Here is a 16,526-nt window from a genome sequence, read left to right on the forward strand (position 1 = left end):
GGTCTCCTGCTCCTTCACGATCGCGATGATCTGCTCTTCGGTGAACCTGGTTCGCTTCATCTCTGGTCCTTCTGATGGGCCAGAGCCTACTTCAAACTGGATTAGGCGCAGGGGGCAACGTCAGCCCCAATGGGGGCTTTCGTTCTCTCAGCCGTGAGGTGGTCTCCGTCGCCTTCTAGGAGGCTTGGGAGCCCCGAGCTCTTTCTTCACTAACCTCTGTATCTTACCCTTATCGATCTGTGTCATCGGCTTGATGACCTCTGCTGCAAGATCAAGAAGTTTGAGCCTGTCCTCTTTCCGCCAGTGGTTCCAATAGACCCGCGTCAACAAGTGCGTCGCAAGAACAACACGCAGGAACGGCGAGTTCGGAAGGTTCTTTGCGGTCTCGGCTAGAAGCTTCTCTCCGCGCTCGCTCTCGATGTCGCTCAGCCACGCTCCGTGGATCAGCTCATTGACTAAGCCCTCGTGCTTCGCACGCTCGACGCTAATTGCGAGAACCTTCTGCCGCGCACCTTCACACAGGTGTCCGAGTATTCTGCGAGTAGGTTCAGCGAGGAACGCGAACTCCAGGATGTCGACGACGCCCTCGACCTTCTCCCTCATGTCAGTGACGTTGTTGCCAGAGTCACCAACCATCTGTGCAATCGACTCGTCCGAGGTCAACTCTGTCTTGATCTGCTCGAAGTCCACCGAGGCATTGGCAGTGGTCCATCGATGAACGATGACCCCGCCAAGCTCCACTAAGAGTTCTGCAAGCCTTTGTTTTGTGTCGCCACTGAGGTCTTCCGCACCTGCGCCCAACAGGGTTGTCCCCACCGCCCAGCTTTTTACTGCGAACTCGACCTTGATCTCAGCATCGCTTTTTGCGGGACCCGCCTCATTGCGACCAAATCCGGATTTGTCGACGGCCGTTTCACGTACGCGATCCGCAACGTCCAGGATCTTTTGCTTTCTGTCGGTGTCACCCTTGCCCTGTCGAACTTCTTCAGCAGTCCGCTGCATAGTTTTCTGAAGGCCCTCTAGCCTTTGAAGGCTCTTCATCGAAGATGGTCGGATTTCGTTCTTCAGCAATACATGCACTTCATCCTCGGCTAGGCCGAAATTCTCGACAGATACCGCCATGGCGTCGATGACGCTGTTGACCACGTCCTCTGAGGCCCCCAACTCTGCGTAGAGATCGAACGTGCCAACGTCGAAGACGCTCTGTGACAGGTCGAAATAGACCTTCGCCTTGTCCGGGCTCTCTACAAGTTCTACCGCCAAGAGGTATGACTCGATGAAGGGCAGAGAGAACTTCGCTACATCGGTCTCAAAGTGCAGGACGCCGCTGTCCACAAATGAACCGACGAACGCGATCGGATCGATCTCAAAGTGCTTCAGATCGGCGAACGTCTTGGCAAACTCGATGAGCTCAGCCTGATTGAAAGAACGCTTCTCGATATGGATCTCAGCTGCGATCGTTCGGAGGAACTTCGCACGAGTGGTGCGACTTAGCTTTACCTTCGCCTTATCTCCGGCGACCACAAAGGTCAGGAACCCGTCCACAGCCAACTGGATGAGTTCGGCGCGACGGTTCGCTTGAAGCAGCGACGTAAGGACCTCTTTGCTGATGCCCGCGAAATAGGTGGGGTGTGCCGAGAGATCGAAGTGCCGGAACGTGTCGCGGAGACGAAGCGCGATCACTTCGGCTTCCGTAGCCGTGATCTCAAAGTTCTTTTGCACGAAATGGGCGATTTCCAGGAAGGAGACGCCGGTGAGGTGATAGAAACTTGCCCCTACGGCGCTGGAGAATTCGCTCTCTGCCACCAGGTTCGTCTCGTTCCGAGTGATGATTACGAACTTAGCGTTAGGCTTCAGCTTCATCTCAGCTTCGAGGAAGCGGATGCGGGTCTGTGACTCAAGCGGGATCTCGTTGATTATGTAAACCAGCTGCGTTCCGTCGACATCCTCGGGTACTGGAAACTGGTATTCGGAGGCCGACACTAGACCGCCATGAGGTGGACGGATCCGGTCGCCATTCACCACCACGGGTATGGCCTGCTTGCCTCCGATCTCTGCCGTGAGCAGATCGGTCGCGATGACCCAAGGCAGGCTGTAGTCGGGATACGTACGGGACAGGCTCAGAAGAACAACGTTCTCCGATTCAAGCGCTTCTCGCACCTCCACCGGGTCAGAGGAAAAATTGTGACCGAGCCCGCTCGCGTAGTGCACCTCCCTGATCCGAGGTACGGGAAGCTTGTACCCTTTGACTTGAAGGCGAAACTCAGGGGAAAGCTCTCGGAGTCTCTCGTCAATTAGGTTGTCAATCGATGCGATTGTGCTGGTGAGGTCCTCTGCCGGGGCCGGCGCAGGGATCCTTCCCAGGTCTAGCGGCAGCTGACGGTTCGCGCAGGCCTTGCGCAGTGCAGCGATAAAGTGAGCGTTCTGCAACTGCAGCCGGAAGAACCTTGCGGCGTTCCTGGCTGCGATCTGTCGCACCTTTTCGCCGGTCTCAGCTTCTAGTTTGCCCTTATTCTTGTCGGCGTGATCGGAGATACCGCGAATGGTGAGGCACGGAACGCTAGCTTGCTTGCCCTCGTCAAAAATACCGCCCGACTCCGTCTCGATCGCCAGTACTTTGCGTTCGACACCTACGATCTTGGCATTGTACTTCGCGCTTTTTGTGACAAGCCCGCAGGCGATCATGCCGTTCTTGGCTTTAGGCGCGCTGAGTTGCTTCTCTTTTCCGTCGCGCTCTAGAACGGGGTTAGGCAGCAGGGTCTTCCCGTGTGCCTCTGCTTCTTTCTGCCATTTTACATAGTCTGGCCGGAGATCCGGAAAGAGGCGGGAGAAATTGATCGCAGCAGCAAACTCTGCTGGCGTGTCGTAGTAGGTTGGCGAGAGCGAGATGTCCATTCCACTCTCGATGTCCTCGACCTTCGCATTCTCAGTGACATCCAGAATGTCTTCCGAATAGCACACGTCGCATAGCCGCAGATCATCGGTTAGCGATCCAGCGATGCCGATGCACGTGATCATCCCAAAATCATATGCGGCAAGCGAGTCCTTCACCGCCCGTGACGCGTATGCTTTACCCATGCCGTCTTGCTGAACGACCAAGACCCGAAGACCGTCCACGCCAGCGTCGACTACATAACGGAACGACGTTTCGGTGGATCGATTGTCTGTGCCAGGAAAGACCTCCATAACCTGGACTATTTCCTCTTCAAGAGGAACGACAATCAAAATATCAAAGAACTCTTTTTCGGTCATATGAATCAACGTCCCCTACAACGCGTCTATTTTCCACGGCAGGAGCGCCGAGACAACTGGAACACCCCAGATCAATCACCTGCAGCGAGCTGAGTGTTTGAACCTATGAGCGGGTAGATTCGTAGGCCCCCTCTTACTAGTAAAGTCAGCTAGGATCCGCTTTTCATCATGCGGTTCCGGAAGAATACAGTCCGCTACCGGCACGAAAGCGGCGGGCGCTCTGGTCTTCAAACGACGGTTGATAAACGGATGATTTGAGCGAACGAACACAAAAGTGAACGTCGTGTGAGCACATCGCCCTTCCCTACTCTGTCGTCGGATTTGGAGAGAGATTCCGCGGGCCGCGCCGTGTCAGCTTGCCGCTTAGCTCCCAACGCAAGTCATTGTCACCCACTAGCCGGCACGTCACTGCGACCGGCGGGCGTGAGCAGCGCCGACGATGCGAGAATGTGTAACCGTTAGTGTCCCCAGGACAAAAATCTGTCGCCTCCCCTACTTTAGGGTTCGTTAACCTTAAAAACGTTGTCGAAAACGTAGAATCGGCGATACTGACGGCAATTCGGAGAATTATTCCGATTTGTCGTTATTTTTGACCCCCGGCGGAATATGTCGATTTCCAGTTTTGAATTCGATGACACGATCCTGAGCCAAGGAGCCGCAATCTCTCGCAGGCTTCATCAACTTCGGACGGAAACTTTTCCGCCGGATGCTCAGAAAACGCTCCGCAAGTTCACGATGGGTGAGGTCGCACACTATCTCGGTATGTCGCAATCAAACCTAAAGCGCCTGCATATCGAAAAGAAAGGCCCGGAACCTGAACAAGCTTCCGGGGGGCGTCGTTTCTACTCGATCCAACAGGTTCAGCAGCTTCGCGAATTTCTCGATCAGGACAAAGCGGAAAGCGCTCGCCGTTACCTGCCCTATCGCCGGCGAGGCGAAAAGCTCCAGGTCGTGGCCGTGGTCAATTTCAAGGGTGGCTCGGGCAAGACGACGACGGCTGCTCACCTGTCGCAACACCTTGCCTTAACTGGCCACCGGGTCTTGTCGGTGGATTTGGATCCACAGGCCTCCCTCACCTCACTGTTCGGCTTCCAGCCTGAGATCGACGATAACCCCTCGTTCTACAATGCGCTGCGATATGACGACGAGCGTATGCCGCTCGCCGACGTTATCCGGCCGACAAATTTTCCAACCCTCGATATCGTGCCGGCAAATCTCGATCTGCAGGAGTTCGAGTACGAAACGCCGCTGGCGATGCAATCAGGCGAAGGCAAGCGTTTCTACACCCGCTTGGGCAACAGCCTTGCTGAAATCGACGACCGCTACGACGTCTGCGTGATCGATTGTCCGCCGCAATTAGGCTATCTGACCCTGTCTGCGTTGAGTGCTTCCACCTCGGTGCTCATCACGGTACACCCGGCCATGCTCGACTTGATGAGCATGTCCCAATTCCTGATCATGCTGGGCAATCTTTCCCGCACGGTCAAAGCGGCAGGCGCAAGCTTCAATATCGACTGGCTTCGATATCTGGTTACCCGATTTGAGCCTGGCGATGTCCCTCAGACTCAGATGCTGGGGTTTATGCAGTCCATGCTGCCCCGCGAAATCTTATCGACACCCATGGTGAAGAGCACTGCGATTTCTGATGCGGGTTTGACCAAGCAGACAATCTACGAGATCGAAAAAGGCAGGTTCAATCGCGACACCTATGACCGTGCGATTGAGTGTTTGGATGCAGTGAATTTTGAGATCCAGGGCCTTATCCATAAGACCTGGGGCCGGATATGAGTTTCGCAGCTGCGAATTTGAGTAAAATTAGACGTAATTTCAATGGATTACGTCGGTTTGGTTTTGAAATGTCGAGGGAGGGGTTCTCAAATGGCTAGGAAAAATCCTTTCGCAAACCTGATGGATGATGACAGTCAGACACCTGGCGCGGCGGAGCACATTTCTGACCGGACCTTGAACTACACGGCAAAGGGCGCCAGCAAGAGCATGCTCGGCGCGCTAGCTGAAATCGGCGTTCATGCCGAAAAGCTGTTAGCTGGGCAGGCGGTCGTTGAGATTAATCCCGCACTCATTGATATTTCCTTTGTGTCAGACCGGCTGTTGGAGGAAGAGGGGCAAGACTACGCGCTACTGCGCGACGGCATTCGCGATCGAGGCCAGGATACGCCGATCCTCGTCAGGCCACATCCGAAGTCGTCCGGTCGCTATATGGTGGTGTTCGGGCATCGCCGGCTCAGGGTGGCACGAGAACTCGGCCGCAATGTTCGGGCAGTCGTCAAGGAACTGGCCGATATCGACCATGTCATCTCTCAGGGCCAAGAGAACTCCGCGCGCTCTAACCTCTCCTTTATCGAGAAGGCTCTCTACGCGCGAAACCTGATCGCTCTTCGCCTCGATGATGGCAATGGGAATGACATCGTGCGCCGGGCACTGGGTGTCGATCCCACGACCTTGTCGACCATGCTGGGTGTTGCCTCCCTGCCTCAAGACTTTCTTGAAGCCATTGGGCCGGCAAAAAAGATCGGCCGGGAACGCTGGGTTGCCTTGCGCAAGCTCCTCGATAATCCGGCCAATCTGCAACTCGCAATCGCCTTCAGCACCAGCGACGAATTCACGGCACTCGACTCCAGCGACGATCGTTTTCTGACTTTGCTGCAAAAGGTTCAGTCATCGAACTCTCGTCGGTCAAAGCCGAAATCAGCGCCGCGCAAGCGCGCTTGGTCGCCGAGCGATCAGCGGGTCGCCGCAGAATTGGTGTCAGACGACCGCAGGTTTAACCTGGCGATCAAGGCGAGCAGCGCCGACGCCCGGGCGTTTGGCGACTTTCTAATCGATAGGCTCGATGAGCTCTACGAGAATTTCCGGCAGGAAATGAACGCAACTGAAAACGGAGCATAGCTCGCAAAAGAAAAAAGCCCCCGAAACTCTAGGTTCCGAAGGCCTTCTCGATTGTGGTGATCAGAGAATCGCATTTCCCGGAATCCCAGTCAAGCGTGTTTAGCGCCGTTTCGGCGAGCCAGCTTCTTTTGCCTTAAGCGAGGTGAAGGAAAATGAGGTCTCAACACGTAACGACGCCCTTTGGGCGGCGATCGATGTCGCTCGCCATGGTGGCAAACCAGATGCAGGCAAGCGCGGTAGCTCCGGAAGCGTCAGTGCACAAGTGGCACGTTTTTCATGACATCAAGGAGGCCCGAGAGGCCATCGGCGCCACTGATAGGGCGTTGGCGATCCTTGATGCTTTGCTTAGCTTTCATCCAGAGACGGCCTTCTATGGCGACAGCGAGCTGATCGTCTGGCCATCGAATGCCCAGTTGATCAATCGAGCCTATGGCATGTCGCCGGCAACCCTTCGCCGGCACTTGGCGAACCTGGTCGACTGTGGCTTGGTCATCCGCCGGGACAGCCCCAATGGAAAGCGCTTTGCCCGTAAGACCCTCGATGGAGATGTAGAGCAGGCCTATGGTTTCGACCTCTCGCCGCTGGTCGCCCGCGCTGTCGAGTTCAAGGACCTGGCCGCCGGCATCCGCGAAGAGCGATCTGCCTTGCGCGACGCTAAGGCGAGGTTAACCCTAACACGCCGTGACATCACCAAGATGATCGGTGCAGGCCTTGAAGAGGGTGTTCCAGGAGACTGGGGTTCATTGCTTGCACGGTATCAGACCATCATCGCAACCCTTCCGCGATCGGCAGCCCGTCCGGTCATTGTCAGCGTTACTGATGCGCTCGACGAGCTTTGGGCAGAAGTGCGTAATGTCCTGGAGAACTTCATCAATTCTCAGAATCTGAACGCCAATGAGTCTCAAAATGAGCGCCACAGACAGAATTCAAACCCAGAACCTAAATACGAATCTGAAAGCGGCTTAGGAAAAAAAGAAGAAGAAAGCGACGTGGCCGTTGACTCCGACAATGTGAAGAGCCTGCCGAAGCGAGATCTGCCATTGCATACCGTCCTGGAGGCATGTCCGAAGGTCAGGTGGCTCTCGAAAGGTGAAGCGGAAATTCGCAACTGGCGGGATTTCATGGCGGTCATTGCAGTTGGCCGACCAGTCTTGGGTATTAGCCCCAGTGCCTGGAATGATGCCTGCGAGGCCATGGGAGAAAGGGAAGCGGCCATTGTGCTTGCGGCGATTTACCAGAAGCAGGATGCCATCCGTAGTCCGGGTGGGTATCTGCGCAACCTCACGGTCCGTGCTCGAGAAAACAAGTTCTCGGTCCTTCCGATGATCCTGGCGTTGATCCGCGCTAAACTTGATGAGGGCTCGAAACCCTCAGAAGCAGGGGAGGGGAGACCAAGCGGGCCAAGCTCTGCGCCATATGCGAATGCGGTGAGCGACAGCTTGCGTCAGCGTTTGCTCGGAACTGAGAAATAGGATGGTGTTCTTTTGCTAAAAAAAGCACCCCGCCGAGGGCATGGGTCTCAAGCGGAGTGCGCCCATGAACTGCAAACTTCCAACAGGTTATAGGCGCTGCAGACTAGCGCAATGGCGACTGGCCTCCAATCGACGGCTGGTAAGCGGTGCTTACATCACCATGGCAATTCAGGAGGGCCGGAGCCGGCTCTGAGTTGGATGTGTCAGGTACGATCAGCGGTCGTGTGGCCGAGGGGACGGCAGACACAATATTAGGCCTGCGTTTACCATAACCGGTCATGCTCTAGGGCGCGCGACATGTAGTGAGTACGCGCAAACAATCTGCACCGCAGTTGAAGCGCTAAATGGATCGAACGGTGGCTGATATTGGCAGCGCTCGCTGTCTTCATGCTCGTGGGCGTGCCAGTGTTCCGTCATGCTTGGCGGAAACGTCGACGGTGGTAGGGGGGCCCGACATCAGGCGTTTGATTTGCGTTCTCAGAGACCTGCAGCCTTTGTCAGGTTGATTTTGAAGCGGTCTCGATTTCGCTGATAACGCCGAGTCATTTCCACCGATGCGTGGCCCAGTTGCTTTTGGACATAGCGTTCGTCAACGTTGGCTGAGGAGGCCAACCCCGCCCTGAGCGAGTGGCCAGCGAAAGCCAGGCTTCGTTCAACGAACGAGAGGTCACCTCGGACGCCGGCAGCTTCCGCGGTCTGCTTCACCAGACGCGCAACATGCTTGTTCGAGAGGCGCTCGACATCAACGGTCTTTCCGTCTTTCAGAATAGCTCGGAAGATGGGCCCGCGCTCGATGCGGGCGAACGACACCCACTTTTCCAGTGCTGCGACGGGGCAGCTCCTGTCCGATGACCCGCGGCCGATAGCGACTTCGCGCCAGCCCGTTTTGCTCCGGAAGCGGAGAATGGCGCCCTCTGGCAGAACCTGCACCCAGCCGTGCCCCCCTTCGTCGATGTCTTCCAATCGAACATTGAGGCCGACGACCTCGCTACGCCGCAGCCCGCCCGCGTAGGCGATGAGGAGAATTGCCCGATCCCGCAAGCCGCGAAGGTCATAGCCAAGGGTATCAATCATCGAGAGCAGCTCGTCCGCGCTCAGAGCTTCCTTTTGAACCGGGGGGCGTCCAAGTGTCCGTCGAATACCGGCGAGGACGGTGGAGACGTGACGATCTGCTCGTTCGAACTGAAATCCTCGCTGGGTAAAATTCCAGCCTATCCCTGAAAGACGCCGCTCGATGGTCGAGACTGATAGCGCCTTGGCGCCTGGAGACGACGGCGCCGCACAATCGGCAATATATAGCCCGACGATTTGGGGGGAGGGGGGGAGTGGATCGAAGCCCTTTCGCCTGCACCAGCTCTGAAAATGCCGCCAATCTGAGCTGTAAGCGGTTTTCGTATGCTCGGCTGCTGATTGGCGCGCGAACTCGCGTGCGGTTTCCGCCAACGACGATACGTCGATTTCGCTAAAAGATACCGTTTCCGGCAGTTTTTCGTCGTCTAGAAGCGGGGAATTGGCCATGGATCGATGTTCATCACGATGCGTCCAATAATGCAAGATTATCGGACGTGAGAATCCGCTGACAAGTGAGGCGCTTAGGAGGCTAATGTATGGTATTAAGCGCCGTATAATGTTAATTTGTCTGCATGAAATCACTCGTTGATTTGCTAGCTGTTGATGCACAGTTGGTGCCGAGGGTCCCGGTATGGGCGCGGTCACCTGGACTGGTTTTACACGATGCCGACGCGGCCTATTTGGCAGGCACAGCCCTGAATTCCTTGGATAATCTGGTGCGCGCTGACTTTGTCTGGGCCGGCGTCTGGCGGCAGCGTCTGGCGCTGAAAAACGCTGCTGCTGCGGTGAATTTGGCCGGTCGGCGCGAGGACGAAGTTGCCCTCCGCGACACGCACTATTTGCGCAGCGTCGGCGATGACCCGGGGCCCGCGGGCCACATTTTGGCGGCTTGGCGTCGATTGGCCAGCCGCACCATCGGGTTTGACGCGGAAACATTACGTCCGGTCACGGAACGGCATTTTGATTTGCATTGGGATGATGCCCTCGCCGAAGTGGTGGCTAATGCCGAGGACATGGTCGTGTCGTCGCGGCCGGCGCCGGTGCTGGCGGCCGAAGTAGCCGCCGCCGTCTATCGAGCCCGACCCGATGCCGAATTGTTTGGCTTCTGGCTTGCCGATATGCTCCTCGCTCAGAAGTTCAGATGGCCTGTTCCGGTGCCGCTGCTGATCGGGCAGGTGTCGGCGCCGGTCTTCAAATCAGGCGAACACCGTAAGCGAATCCGGCCCGGCGGCGAAGGCTGGGGTAGGGCGGTGTTTTTGGCTTACGCCACGGCGGCGGCAGAGGCCTGTGATCTTGGGATAGAGCTGGCGCAGCGGGCTGCGAAACTAACGACGGTGGCGCCGAAGTTGCGCGCCAAGGGCTCTGCCGATGTCCTCAAACTGCTACTGTCGGACGACGCGGTGCCGGGGTCCTGGTCCAGTCCAAAAATGTCGGCCCGTGGGGCTCGGCGACTGTTTGACCGGCTGGGTGACTTGGGTGCGGTGCGCGAGCTCAGTGGCCGGCCTACATTTCGGCTCTATGGCTTGTGAAGGCAAAACAGATGGCTAGGGGTAAACGGAAAGATGCCGAACTACCGATCTTCGATGCCGAACTGATCGATATGCCTGCCGACATGCGCTGGCGCGAGTGGATGAACCGGATCGAAGCCGTATTATTCGCAGCGCCAAAGCCGGTGGCACGGGAAGCTTTGGTACAGGTCGTTGGACGCACCGCCAGCATCGACTTACTGATTGACGATATTCGCGAAGGGCTGCGAGGTAAGCCTTATGACGTTGTCAATATCGCCGGAGGTTGGGCATTCCGCACCCGAGCTGCCTACGCGGATGCCATTGCCAGGTCTGCGACGGCGCCTGACCGGTTGGTCGCTATGACCCAGGACGAAGCCATGGTGCTGGTGTCGATCGCCTATCATCAGCCGATGACGCGGGCAGGGGTGTCAGAAGTCTTGGGGCGTGAAGTGTCGCGTGACGTGATTGGGGCTCTCCGCGACAAAAATATGATCACAGCAGGGCCGCGCAGCCCGGCGGCGGGGGCGCCGTTCACCTATGTGACGACCAAAGACTTCCTTAGCCATTTCGGCTTCAATTCCCTTCGTGACTTACCTGAAATTGAGGCTCTAGAGGACGCAGGACTTTTGAGACAACCGGGTGGGGACGTAAGCATCCCAGTCGCACCGCTTGACGAATAGGCTAGGCTCCGTTGCCAAACTTGGCATCCATAGCTTTGCGGCGGCGAGGGCTAGGGAGCCGAGGAAGGAGACTGCAGCCATGTCATATCGGGTTGCGATGCGTCGGAAACGCTTGAATTGTTCAACAAGTGCTCGACCGGTAGCGGTTTTATTGGCTCCAAAGTCGCAGGCGATGGCCTCTTTGCGGTTCGCCTTAGGCGGTATGGCCGGCAGTATTCCTTGAGCAACACACTGGCGCGGACGGCATTGCTGTCATAGCCCATATCAGCCAGCATGAGCTTGGTCTTGACAACCAGCGCGGCGATCAGGTTATCGACGACTTTGTAGTGGCAGTCCTCGCCGCCGGAGAGGATAAAGCCAAGATGGCGCGCTTTACCGTCTGAATGGGCGTGGATTTTGCTCGTAAAGCCGCAGTGGCTTCGACAAAAACGTCCCTAGAACTCCTCCTTAGCGCCCGCTGCATGAGAGTGGGCGCACACCGTGGTGCTGTGTTGCTCTGAGCGACAGTGATCACACTTCGCCAATCAGAGATATAGCTTGGGAGTTTCGTCTCGACGCAAGGTCAGGACTTCAAAGCCACCTCTGGTAACGGCGACGGTATGCTCGAACTGCGCTGAAAGCTTCTGGTCCTTAGTGACCACAGTCCAGCCATCGCTTTGGGTGACGACGTTCCTCGTACCTTGATTGATCATCGGTTCAATGGTGAATACCATGCCCTGTTGCAATACCAAGCCTGTTCCAGGTCTTCCATAGTGCAGCACCTGCGGATCCTCGTGCATTTCACGCCCGATACCATGGCCACAATATTCTCGAACAACCGAGTAGCCACACTTTTTCGCATGCCGTTCGATCGCGAAGCCTATATCCCCGACGTGTGCTCCCGGTCTTACCTTTCCGATACCTTTCCACATAGCTTCCTGGGCAACTCGAACCAGCCGCTTGGTCGCTGGTGGAACGACGCCAACGATGTAGGTTTTACTGGAATCGGCAATGAAACCACCCTTCTCGAGTGTGATGTCGAGATTGACGATGTCTCCATCTCTAATAATCTCGTCGGCGGACGGCACACCGTGGGTGACAACGTTGTTGATTGAACAATTTAGAACATATTTGAATCCGTACTGACCCTTGCTGGCCGGCCTGGCATCTAGATCAATCAAAATGAACTGCTCGACGAGGTCATTGACCTCCATGGTTGACATCCCTGCGAGACATTGCCTGTCGAGCATCTCGAAAACCGTTGCCAGCAGCCGCCCAGATTTGCGCATCAACTCAACTTCATCGGACGATTTTACCATCTCAAGCTGCTGCCATTGTTGAGACAGGATGGGTTGGAGAAAGTGCCAACTGCATTTTGACGATGTCATTGAATGACATCGTTGGGTTGGCTTCCGCAAGCATGCCTATCTTCATCCAAAACTCGGCTTGGGCATTAATCGACCGACACATTACGCCACTTACTCGACGGGCCTCTTCATGAAGATCGTCCTCGATTTTTACAATGCCCACGCAAAATCCTCCATTGCCGACTATACGGTTCGTATATGATTCATATAGCAATGTCGACGTGTCCCGCCCGTATATCCGTGAGATTTCAGTGGCTCTGCATGCCGAGCTCTCACGGTGCAGTTCTAGGAGCGGTAGCCGGTGCCACTCCCGCCTATAGTTTTTGATGCCTGAGCGGCGGAAAGCTAGTGGCACCCAACGGCAGCGCTAATCGAGATATTGAACGCCCGCACTGGGACGAAGTGGTGTAGTCAAACTTGCTCGCGATCTCTCCCGTTAGGGGCGCTCTGATGTCCTCTAAGGCAGATTACAATCTGCACCGAACTCGTTCGCGGCTGGGTTGGATCACTCCTGCACGTTTGATACGCGTAGGATTTGTCGCTCTTCTCCGTGGCCAACTCCGCGCCAGCGTCCATTGCTAACTCCGGCAAAATCTACCGAACCAACCGCCCTTGCTTACTTCACGCTGGAGAGAGATTAGGGGCAACGTCACCGCCCTTGAAGACACCGAGCGAGTTATTTACTCGTTGGTCGTGCGTGGCAACTCTACTCTAGAAATGGTGAATTGAATGGATAAGGCGTCGATAATCGCATCCTTGGGGCTTAGTACTCATTTTGAAGGCGGTTATTTCAAGGAAACCTTCAGAGCGAGCCATAGAACTCCGATAGTCACCGATCGTGGGCAGCGCAGCACCATGACAGCCATCTATTACATGCTCACCGACGACTCCCCTATCGATGGGTTTCATACAAAATATTCGGACGGCATACAGTTCTACCAAATGGGTGCACCCGTAACCTACCATTTGATTCATCCGGATGGCAGATACGAGAGTGTGGTCTTAGGACCAGATCTGGCATCTGGTCAGCGCTTACAACTTGCTGTCGCCGGCGGCATCTGGAAATCTGCCGAACTGACAAAAGGCGAGTTTGGTCTTGTCAGCGAGGTGGTGGCGCCTGGCTGGGAAATGGACGACATGATCCTCAAGTCTAGAGACGAGTTAATCGCGATTTTCCCGCAACATGCTGCTTTAATTGCACGTCTCACCCCAAAATAATTACGTTGAAAGTTTTCAACCGCCTGTATCCTCATCCAACCCAAAAAATATTGTTCAAATTCAATTCAGATGCTGGTGCTGTGCCGCATCGACAGGCGGTCCTCAAAGATTGCAGCGCGAGAAATACTCTTGTTCGTTCTTTTCTAGGAAGACCACCGTAAGCGCCTAATTTTTTCAAATAGCTGGTAGGGCACAGGAAAACCTGCGCCCTACGATTGGAGTGCCTCAGCTAATGGAGGTTTATTTGCTGGCGAAGCCGAGCTGCTGAGTCACCTTCCCGTCCAAGGTCTGTGTAAACACCGCATAGCCGTCGACCATGGTCGCGCTCCATCCTGCTTCTGCGCCTGTTGCAGCGCGCAATTCAGCGTCGTCTGGTGTCGTGATCACAATGATGGGGTTGGACATGTCCACCGATTTTGTTTCTTCGGCCGACAGGGGGCGCAGAAATAGATGTTCTTCCGTCAGTACGCCGTCCTTCCACTTGCCAATAGTCGCAAGACTTGATGCCGAAAAGCCAACTACGGCAGTCCACTCACCTTGCGCAACATTGGGGCTATGCTGAACGATCTTGGCGGTGCCAGCATTCTGCATGCCTTCAAGAGCTGCAATATGCGCATCGAGGCCGTCAGTATGAAAGCCAGCCATGTCAACTGCAACTTCCGCGCCATGATAGGCGCGCATCACGTCCATGTTGTTGTTGTTCCAGCCAATGAAATCGATCAGGTGGAAATGCGTCAGATTGGTAATCTCCTGGCTTTCCGCAGCGGCGGCGAAGCCTGTAGTACCAGCGAGCAGAGCACTGGTCAGAATGGCTGTGGCGGCAAGCGCCTTACGAAGCGTGGTCATTTAAGGATCTTCCTCGGTAACCGGTCATACCGGCAATTTCTACGCTCAAGGAATAGCTTCGTCTGACCATCGAAAAAATACGGTATATAACGATCGTCATGATCTAAAAATACGATAGTGTTGGGTGGCTGCGATGGACGGGTTAACTCTAGATCAAATGGCAATCTTCGTGACAGTCGTAGAGATCGGGAGTTTTTCCGGCGCGGCACGTCGGATGAACCGAGCACAGTCCGCCATTACGTACGGTATTCAAAATCTCGAGATGCAAACAGGCTCCAACCTGTTTGATCGTTCCGGATACCGACCGTCCCTGACGCCGGCTGGCGTTGCGTTGCTACCACGCGCCAAACGCATTCTCGAGAGTATGGCTGAGTTCCGTACGCAGGCCCACAATCTTGCCTCCGGCATGGAGGTGCGACTGACGATCGCCCTCGATATCACCGCACCGCACGCTCCATTTATACGAGCGCTGGAGCAATTCAGGCAGAACTTTCCTATGGTTGAACTCAATTTAGTCACCCAGCCCATGGAAGAAACCGTGGCCTCATTGCGTGCCGAGCACGCGGATATTGCCATTATCGCCGATACTCCAGTCTTAGGCAAAATGGACGATCTGGAGCGTAAGCGATGTGGTGTCTTCCAGTTTTTGGCGGTCGCGGCACCTGAGCACCCGCTCTCCAAAATGGGTAGGACACTGACCGAGACAGACCTGCAAGACCATATGCAGTTGATGCTTTCCTCGGGCGACGAGGCGACGGGCACCACCGATTTTTCTGGGCATGGAATCAATCGTTGGAGAGTGAACGATCTGAGCCTACGGCATAAGATGCTTTTGGAGGGGCTAGGTTGGGGAGGGATGCCGGACCATTTAGTGGCAGGTGACATTAGGGAAGGATGCTTGGTTGCATTAGCTGTTGATCCAAAGAACAGCGCTCAAGCATGGCCAAGGGTACCCATGAGCGTCGCTCATTTGAAAAGGCGTCTGCCTGGGAAGGCAGGGCGATGGTTGTTGGACCGCCTCGCGCAAATGCCTAACTCAGGCTTCGACAGACAGCCCGATAGCTATATCCAGCCTGCAATCTTGACGACGTAGAAGCCATCACCCCTTGGCTACGCTGATTTGGCCTTTGTTATCGCCTTCAGGTGCGCCCATGAGTTTTGATAGAGGCAGGATAGGCGTGCAGGCTCAGCCAGATGAAACCGATGCATTCGCTGCGGTGGAATCCTGAACCGGGCAGACTAATCTCTCTTAAAGTGTTTCGATGGAGTGCCATTTCATTGACAATCAGGGATATAGATAATCCCGAGGCGTGGTGCTCACTCTAGCTCCGGTAGTTCCGGCTTCGCCATTCGGAGGGTGCGACGCCTGTAGACTTTCTGAATTGTGCCGAGAAGTGGAATGGCGAGCTATAGCCGAGGTAACCTGAGATTGCCTTTATCGACCGATCTGAATTTCGTAGTAATTCGCATGCACGACGGATGCGAACATCAGTCTGGTATCGCTTCAGAGAAACCCCAGTGTGCTCGCGGAACAGTCGTCGCAATGTCGAATAGCTGACACCAAGGTCTCGAGCGACTGTTTCTAATGACGGTGGCTCCCCGCTCTTTTCCATGATCGCGCGGCGAGCTTGTTCAACGAGGCGAACACGCCCTTGCTGCGCGATGCCCCGGGACTGGCACAGCTGAGCAAGCAATTGTAGGCCCAAGACCGACAATGCTGGCTGGTTGAGGATAGCATCCTCACGGGCCAGTTCGTGAACCTTAGCGAAAATCTCTCCGGCGTCGCTTCCAGCCCGCCATATCGGGTCTTCAATTGGCATCAAACCCATCGCGAAAATCCGGTCGAAAGCCGCTCCTCTGCACTCGATCCAGCTCTCCACCCAACCTGTGAGAGGATCGGGGCTAAAGCGGTGCCAGACGCCCGGAAACATCAAAATAATGTCTCCGGCGTTCACTTCGTGGACCTTTGCGGGATCGGGTGCTGACTGCAATTGGCCGCGCCCTTCACTGACCAATGCTAACTGATAGGCCTGCAGCGTTCGACCCTTCTCCCAGATGAAGTGGTGGTCGTCAGGATGCCGCGCGGGCGGATACGCCGACCCTGGCGGTATGCGGGTATACCCAGTCGAAAATGCAGTGCAGCCTAGCGCATCGCAAAGGGCATTGTCCGGCAAGTAGGTAAAGTAGTCTGTCTCACTCATGTGATCATTTTTCATATGGAACTGA

General features: G+C 55.5%; 13 protein-coding genes. 7 read left to right on the forward strand and 6 right to left on the reverse strand.

Annotation, left to right across the window (positions count from 1 at the left end):
* Positions 1 to 147 precede the first annotated feature (147 nt).
* Entirely contained in the window at positions 148 to 3,252 is a 3,105-nt protein-coding gene (locus tag DevBK_RS20620; protein WP_317186878.1) for a hypothetical protein, read from the reverse strand.
* A gap of 606 nt (positions 3,253 to 3,858) precedes the next feature.
* On the opposite strand from DevBK_RS20620, the gene repA reads away from it, so the two are divergent.
* The 3 genes from repA to repC all read left to right on the forward strand — a co-directional run bounded on the left by repA (position 3,859) and on the right by repC (position 7,631).
* Positions 3,859 to 5,040 carry a plasmid partitioning protein RepA gene (repA, locus tag DevBK_RS20625; RefSeq protein ID WP_317186879.1) on the forward strand — a complete coding sequence of 394 codons (1,182 nt, stop codon included), beginning with the start codon at positions 3,859 to 3,861 and terminating at the stop codon, positions 5,038 to 5,040.
* A 42-nt stretch (positions 5,041 to 5,082) separates the two neighbouring features.
* Positions 5,083 to 6,159 (forward strand): plasmid partitioning protein RepB, encoded by a 1,077-nt coding sequence (gene repB / locus DevBK_RS20630; protein ID WP_317186880.1) that lies wholly within the window; start codon positions 5,083 to 5,085, stop codon positions 6,157 to 6,159.
* A 152-nt stretch (positions 6,160 to 6,311) separates the two neighbouring features.
* Complete coding sequence (gene repC / locus DevBK_RS20635) at positions 6,312 to 7,631, forward strand: plasmid replication protein RepC (RefSeq protein WP_317186881.1); 1,320 nt, start codon at positions 6,312 to 6,314, stop codon at positions 7,629 to 7,631.
* A 477-nt stretch (positions 7,632 to 8,108) separates the two neighbouring features.
* On the opposite strand, the gene DevBK_RS20640 is transcribed toward repC, so the two are convergent.
* Positions 8,109 to 9,149, reverse strand: a complete 1,041-nt coding sequence (locus DevBK_RS20640) for a tyrosine-type recombinase/integrase (RefSeq protein WP_317186882.1) — start codon at positions 9,147 to 9,149, stop codon at positions 8,109 to 8,111.
* A gap of 125 nt (positions 9,150 to 9,274) precedes the next feature.
* On the opposite strand from DevBK_RS20640, the gene DevBK_RS20645 reads away from it, so the two are divergent.
* Complete coding sequence (locus DevBK_RS20645) at positions 9,275 to 10,231, forward strand: DUF1403 family protein (protein ID WP_317186883.1); 957 nt, start codon at positions 9,275 to 9,277, stop codon at positions 10,229 to 10,231.
* The gene (scpB, locus tag DevBK_RS20650; RefSeq protein ID WP_317186884.1) at positions 10,228 to 10,890 is read left to right on the forward strand and encodes an SMC-Scp complex subunit ScpB; all 663 of its coding nucleotides are present in this window, start codon (positions 10,228 to 10,230) and stop codon (positions 10,888 to 10,890) included. Before DevBK_RS20645 ends, scpB begins: the two co-directional genes overlap by 4 nt.
* Positions 10,891 to 11,414: 524 nt before the next feature.
* Here scpB and map read toward each other — a convergent pair.
* Positions 11,415 to 12,188: a type I methionyl aminopeptidase gene (gene map, locus DevBK_RS20655; RefSeq protein WP_317186885.1), complete on the reverse strand. Its 774-nt coding sequence runs from the start codon at positions 12,186 to 12,188 to the stop codon at positions 11,415 to 11,417.
* A gap of 1 nt (position 12,189) precedes the next feature.
* Positions 12,190 to 12,399 carry a ParD-like family protein gene (locus tag DevBK_RS20660; RefSeq protein ID WP_317186886.1) on the reverse strand — a complete coding sequence of 70 codons (210 nt, stop codon included), beginning with the start codon at positions 12,397 to 12,399 and terminating at the stop codon, positions 12,190 to 12,192.
* Between the two features lie 566 nt (positions 12,400 to 12,965).
* On the opposite strand from DevBK_RS20660, the gene DevBK_RS20665 reads away from it, so the two are divergent.
* Positions 12,966 to 13,454: a cupin domain-containing protein gene (locus DevBK_RS20665; protein ID WP_317186887.1), complete on the forward strand. Its 489-nt coding sequence runs from the start codon at positions 12,966 to 12,968 to the stop codon at positions 13,452 to 13,454.
* A 240-nt stretch (positions 13,455 to 13,694) separates the two neighbouring features.
* Here the strand turns inward: DevBK_RS20665 and DevBK_RS20670 are convergent, their stop codons facing one another.
* A complete protein-coding gene (locus tag DevBK_RS20670; protein WP_317186888.1) occupies positions 13,695 to 14,300 on the reverse strand; it encodes a hypothetical protein in 606 nt (201 codons plus the stop codon).
* Positions 14,301 to 14,433: 133 nt separating this feature from the next.
* On the opposite strand from DevBK_RS20670, the gene DevBK_RS20675 reads away from it, so the two are divergent.
* Positions 14,434 to 15,393, forward strand: coding sequence for a LysR family transcriptional regulator (locus DevBK_RS20675; RefSeq protein WP_317186922.1), 960 nt, complete (start codon positions 14,434 to 14,436; stop codon positions 15,391 to 15,393).
* Positions 15,394 to 15,622: 229 nt separating this feature from the next.
* On the opposite strand, the gene DevBK_RS20680 is transcribed toward DevBK_RS20675, so the two are convergent.
* Complete coding sequence (locus DevBK_RS20680; protein WP_317186889.1) at positions 15,623 to 16,516, reverse strand: AraC family transcriptional regulator; 894 nt, start codon at positions 16,514 to 16,516, stop codon at positions 15,623 to 15,625.
* Positions 16,517 to 16,526 lie beyond the last annotated feature (10 nt).

It is taken from the genome of Devosia sp. BK (assembly GCF_032907385.1).
Lineage (GTDB): Bacteria > Pseudomonadota > Alphaproteobacteria > Rhizobiales > Devosiaceae > Devosia.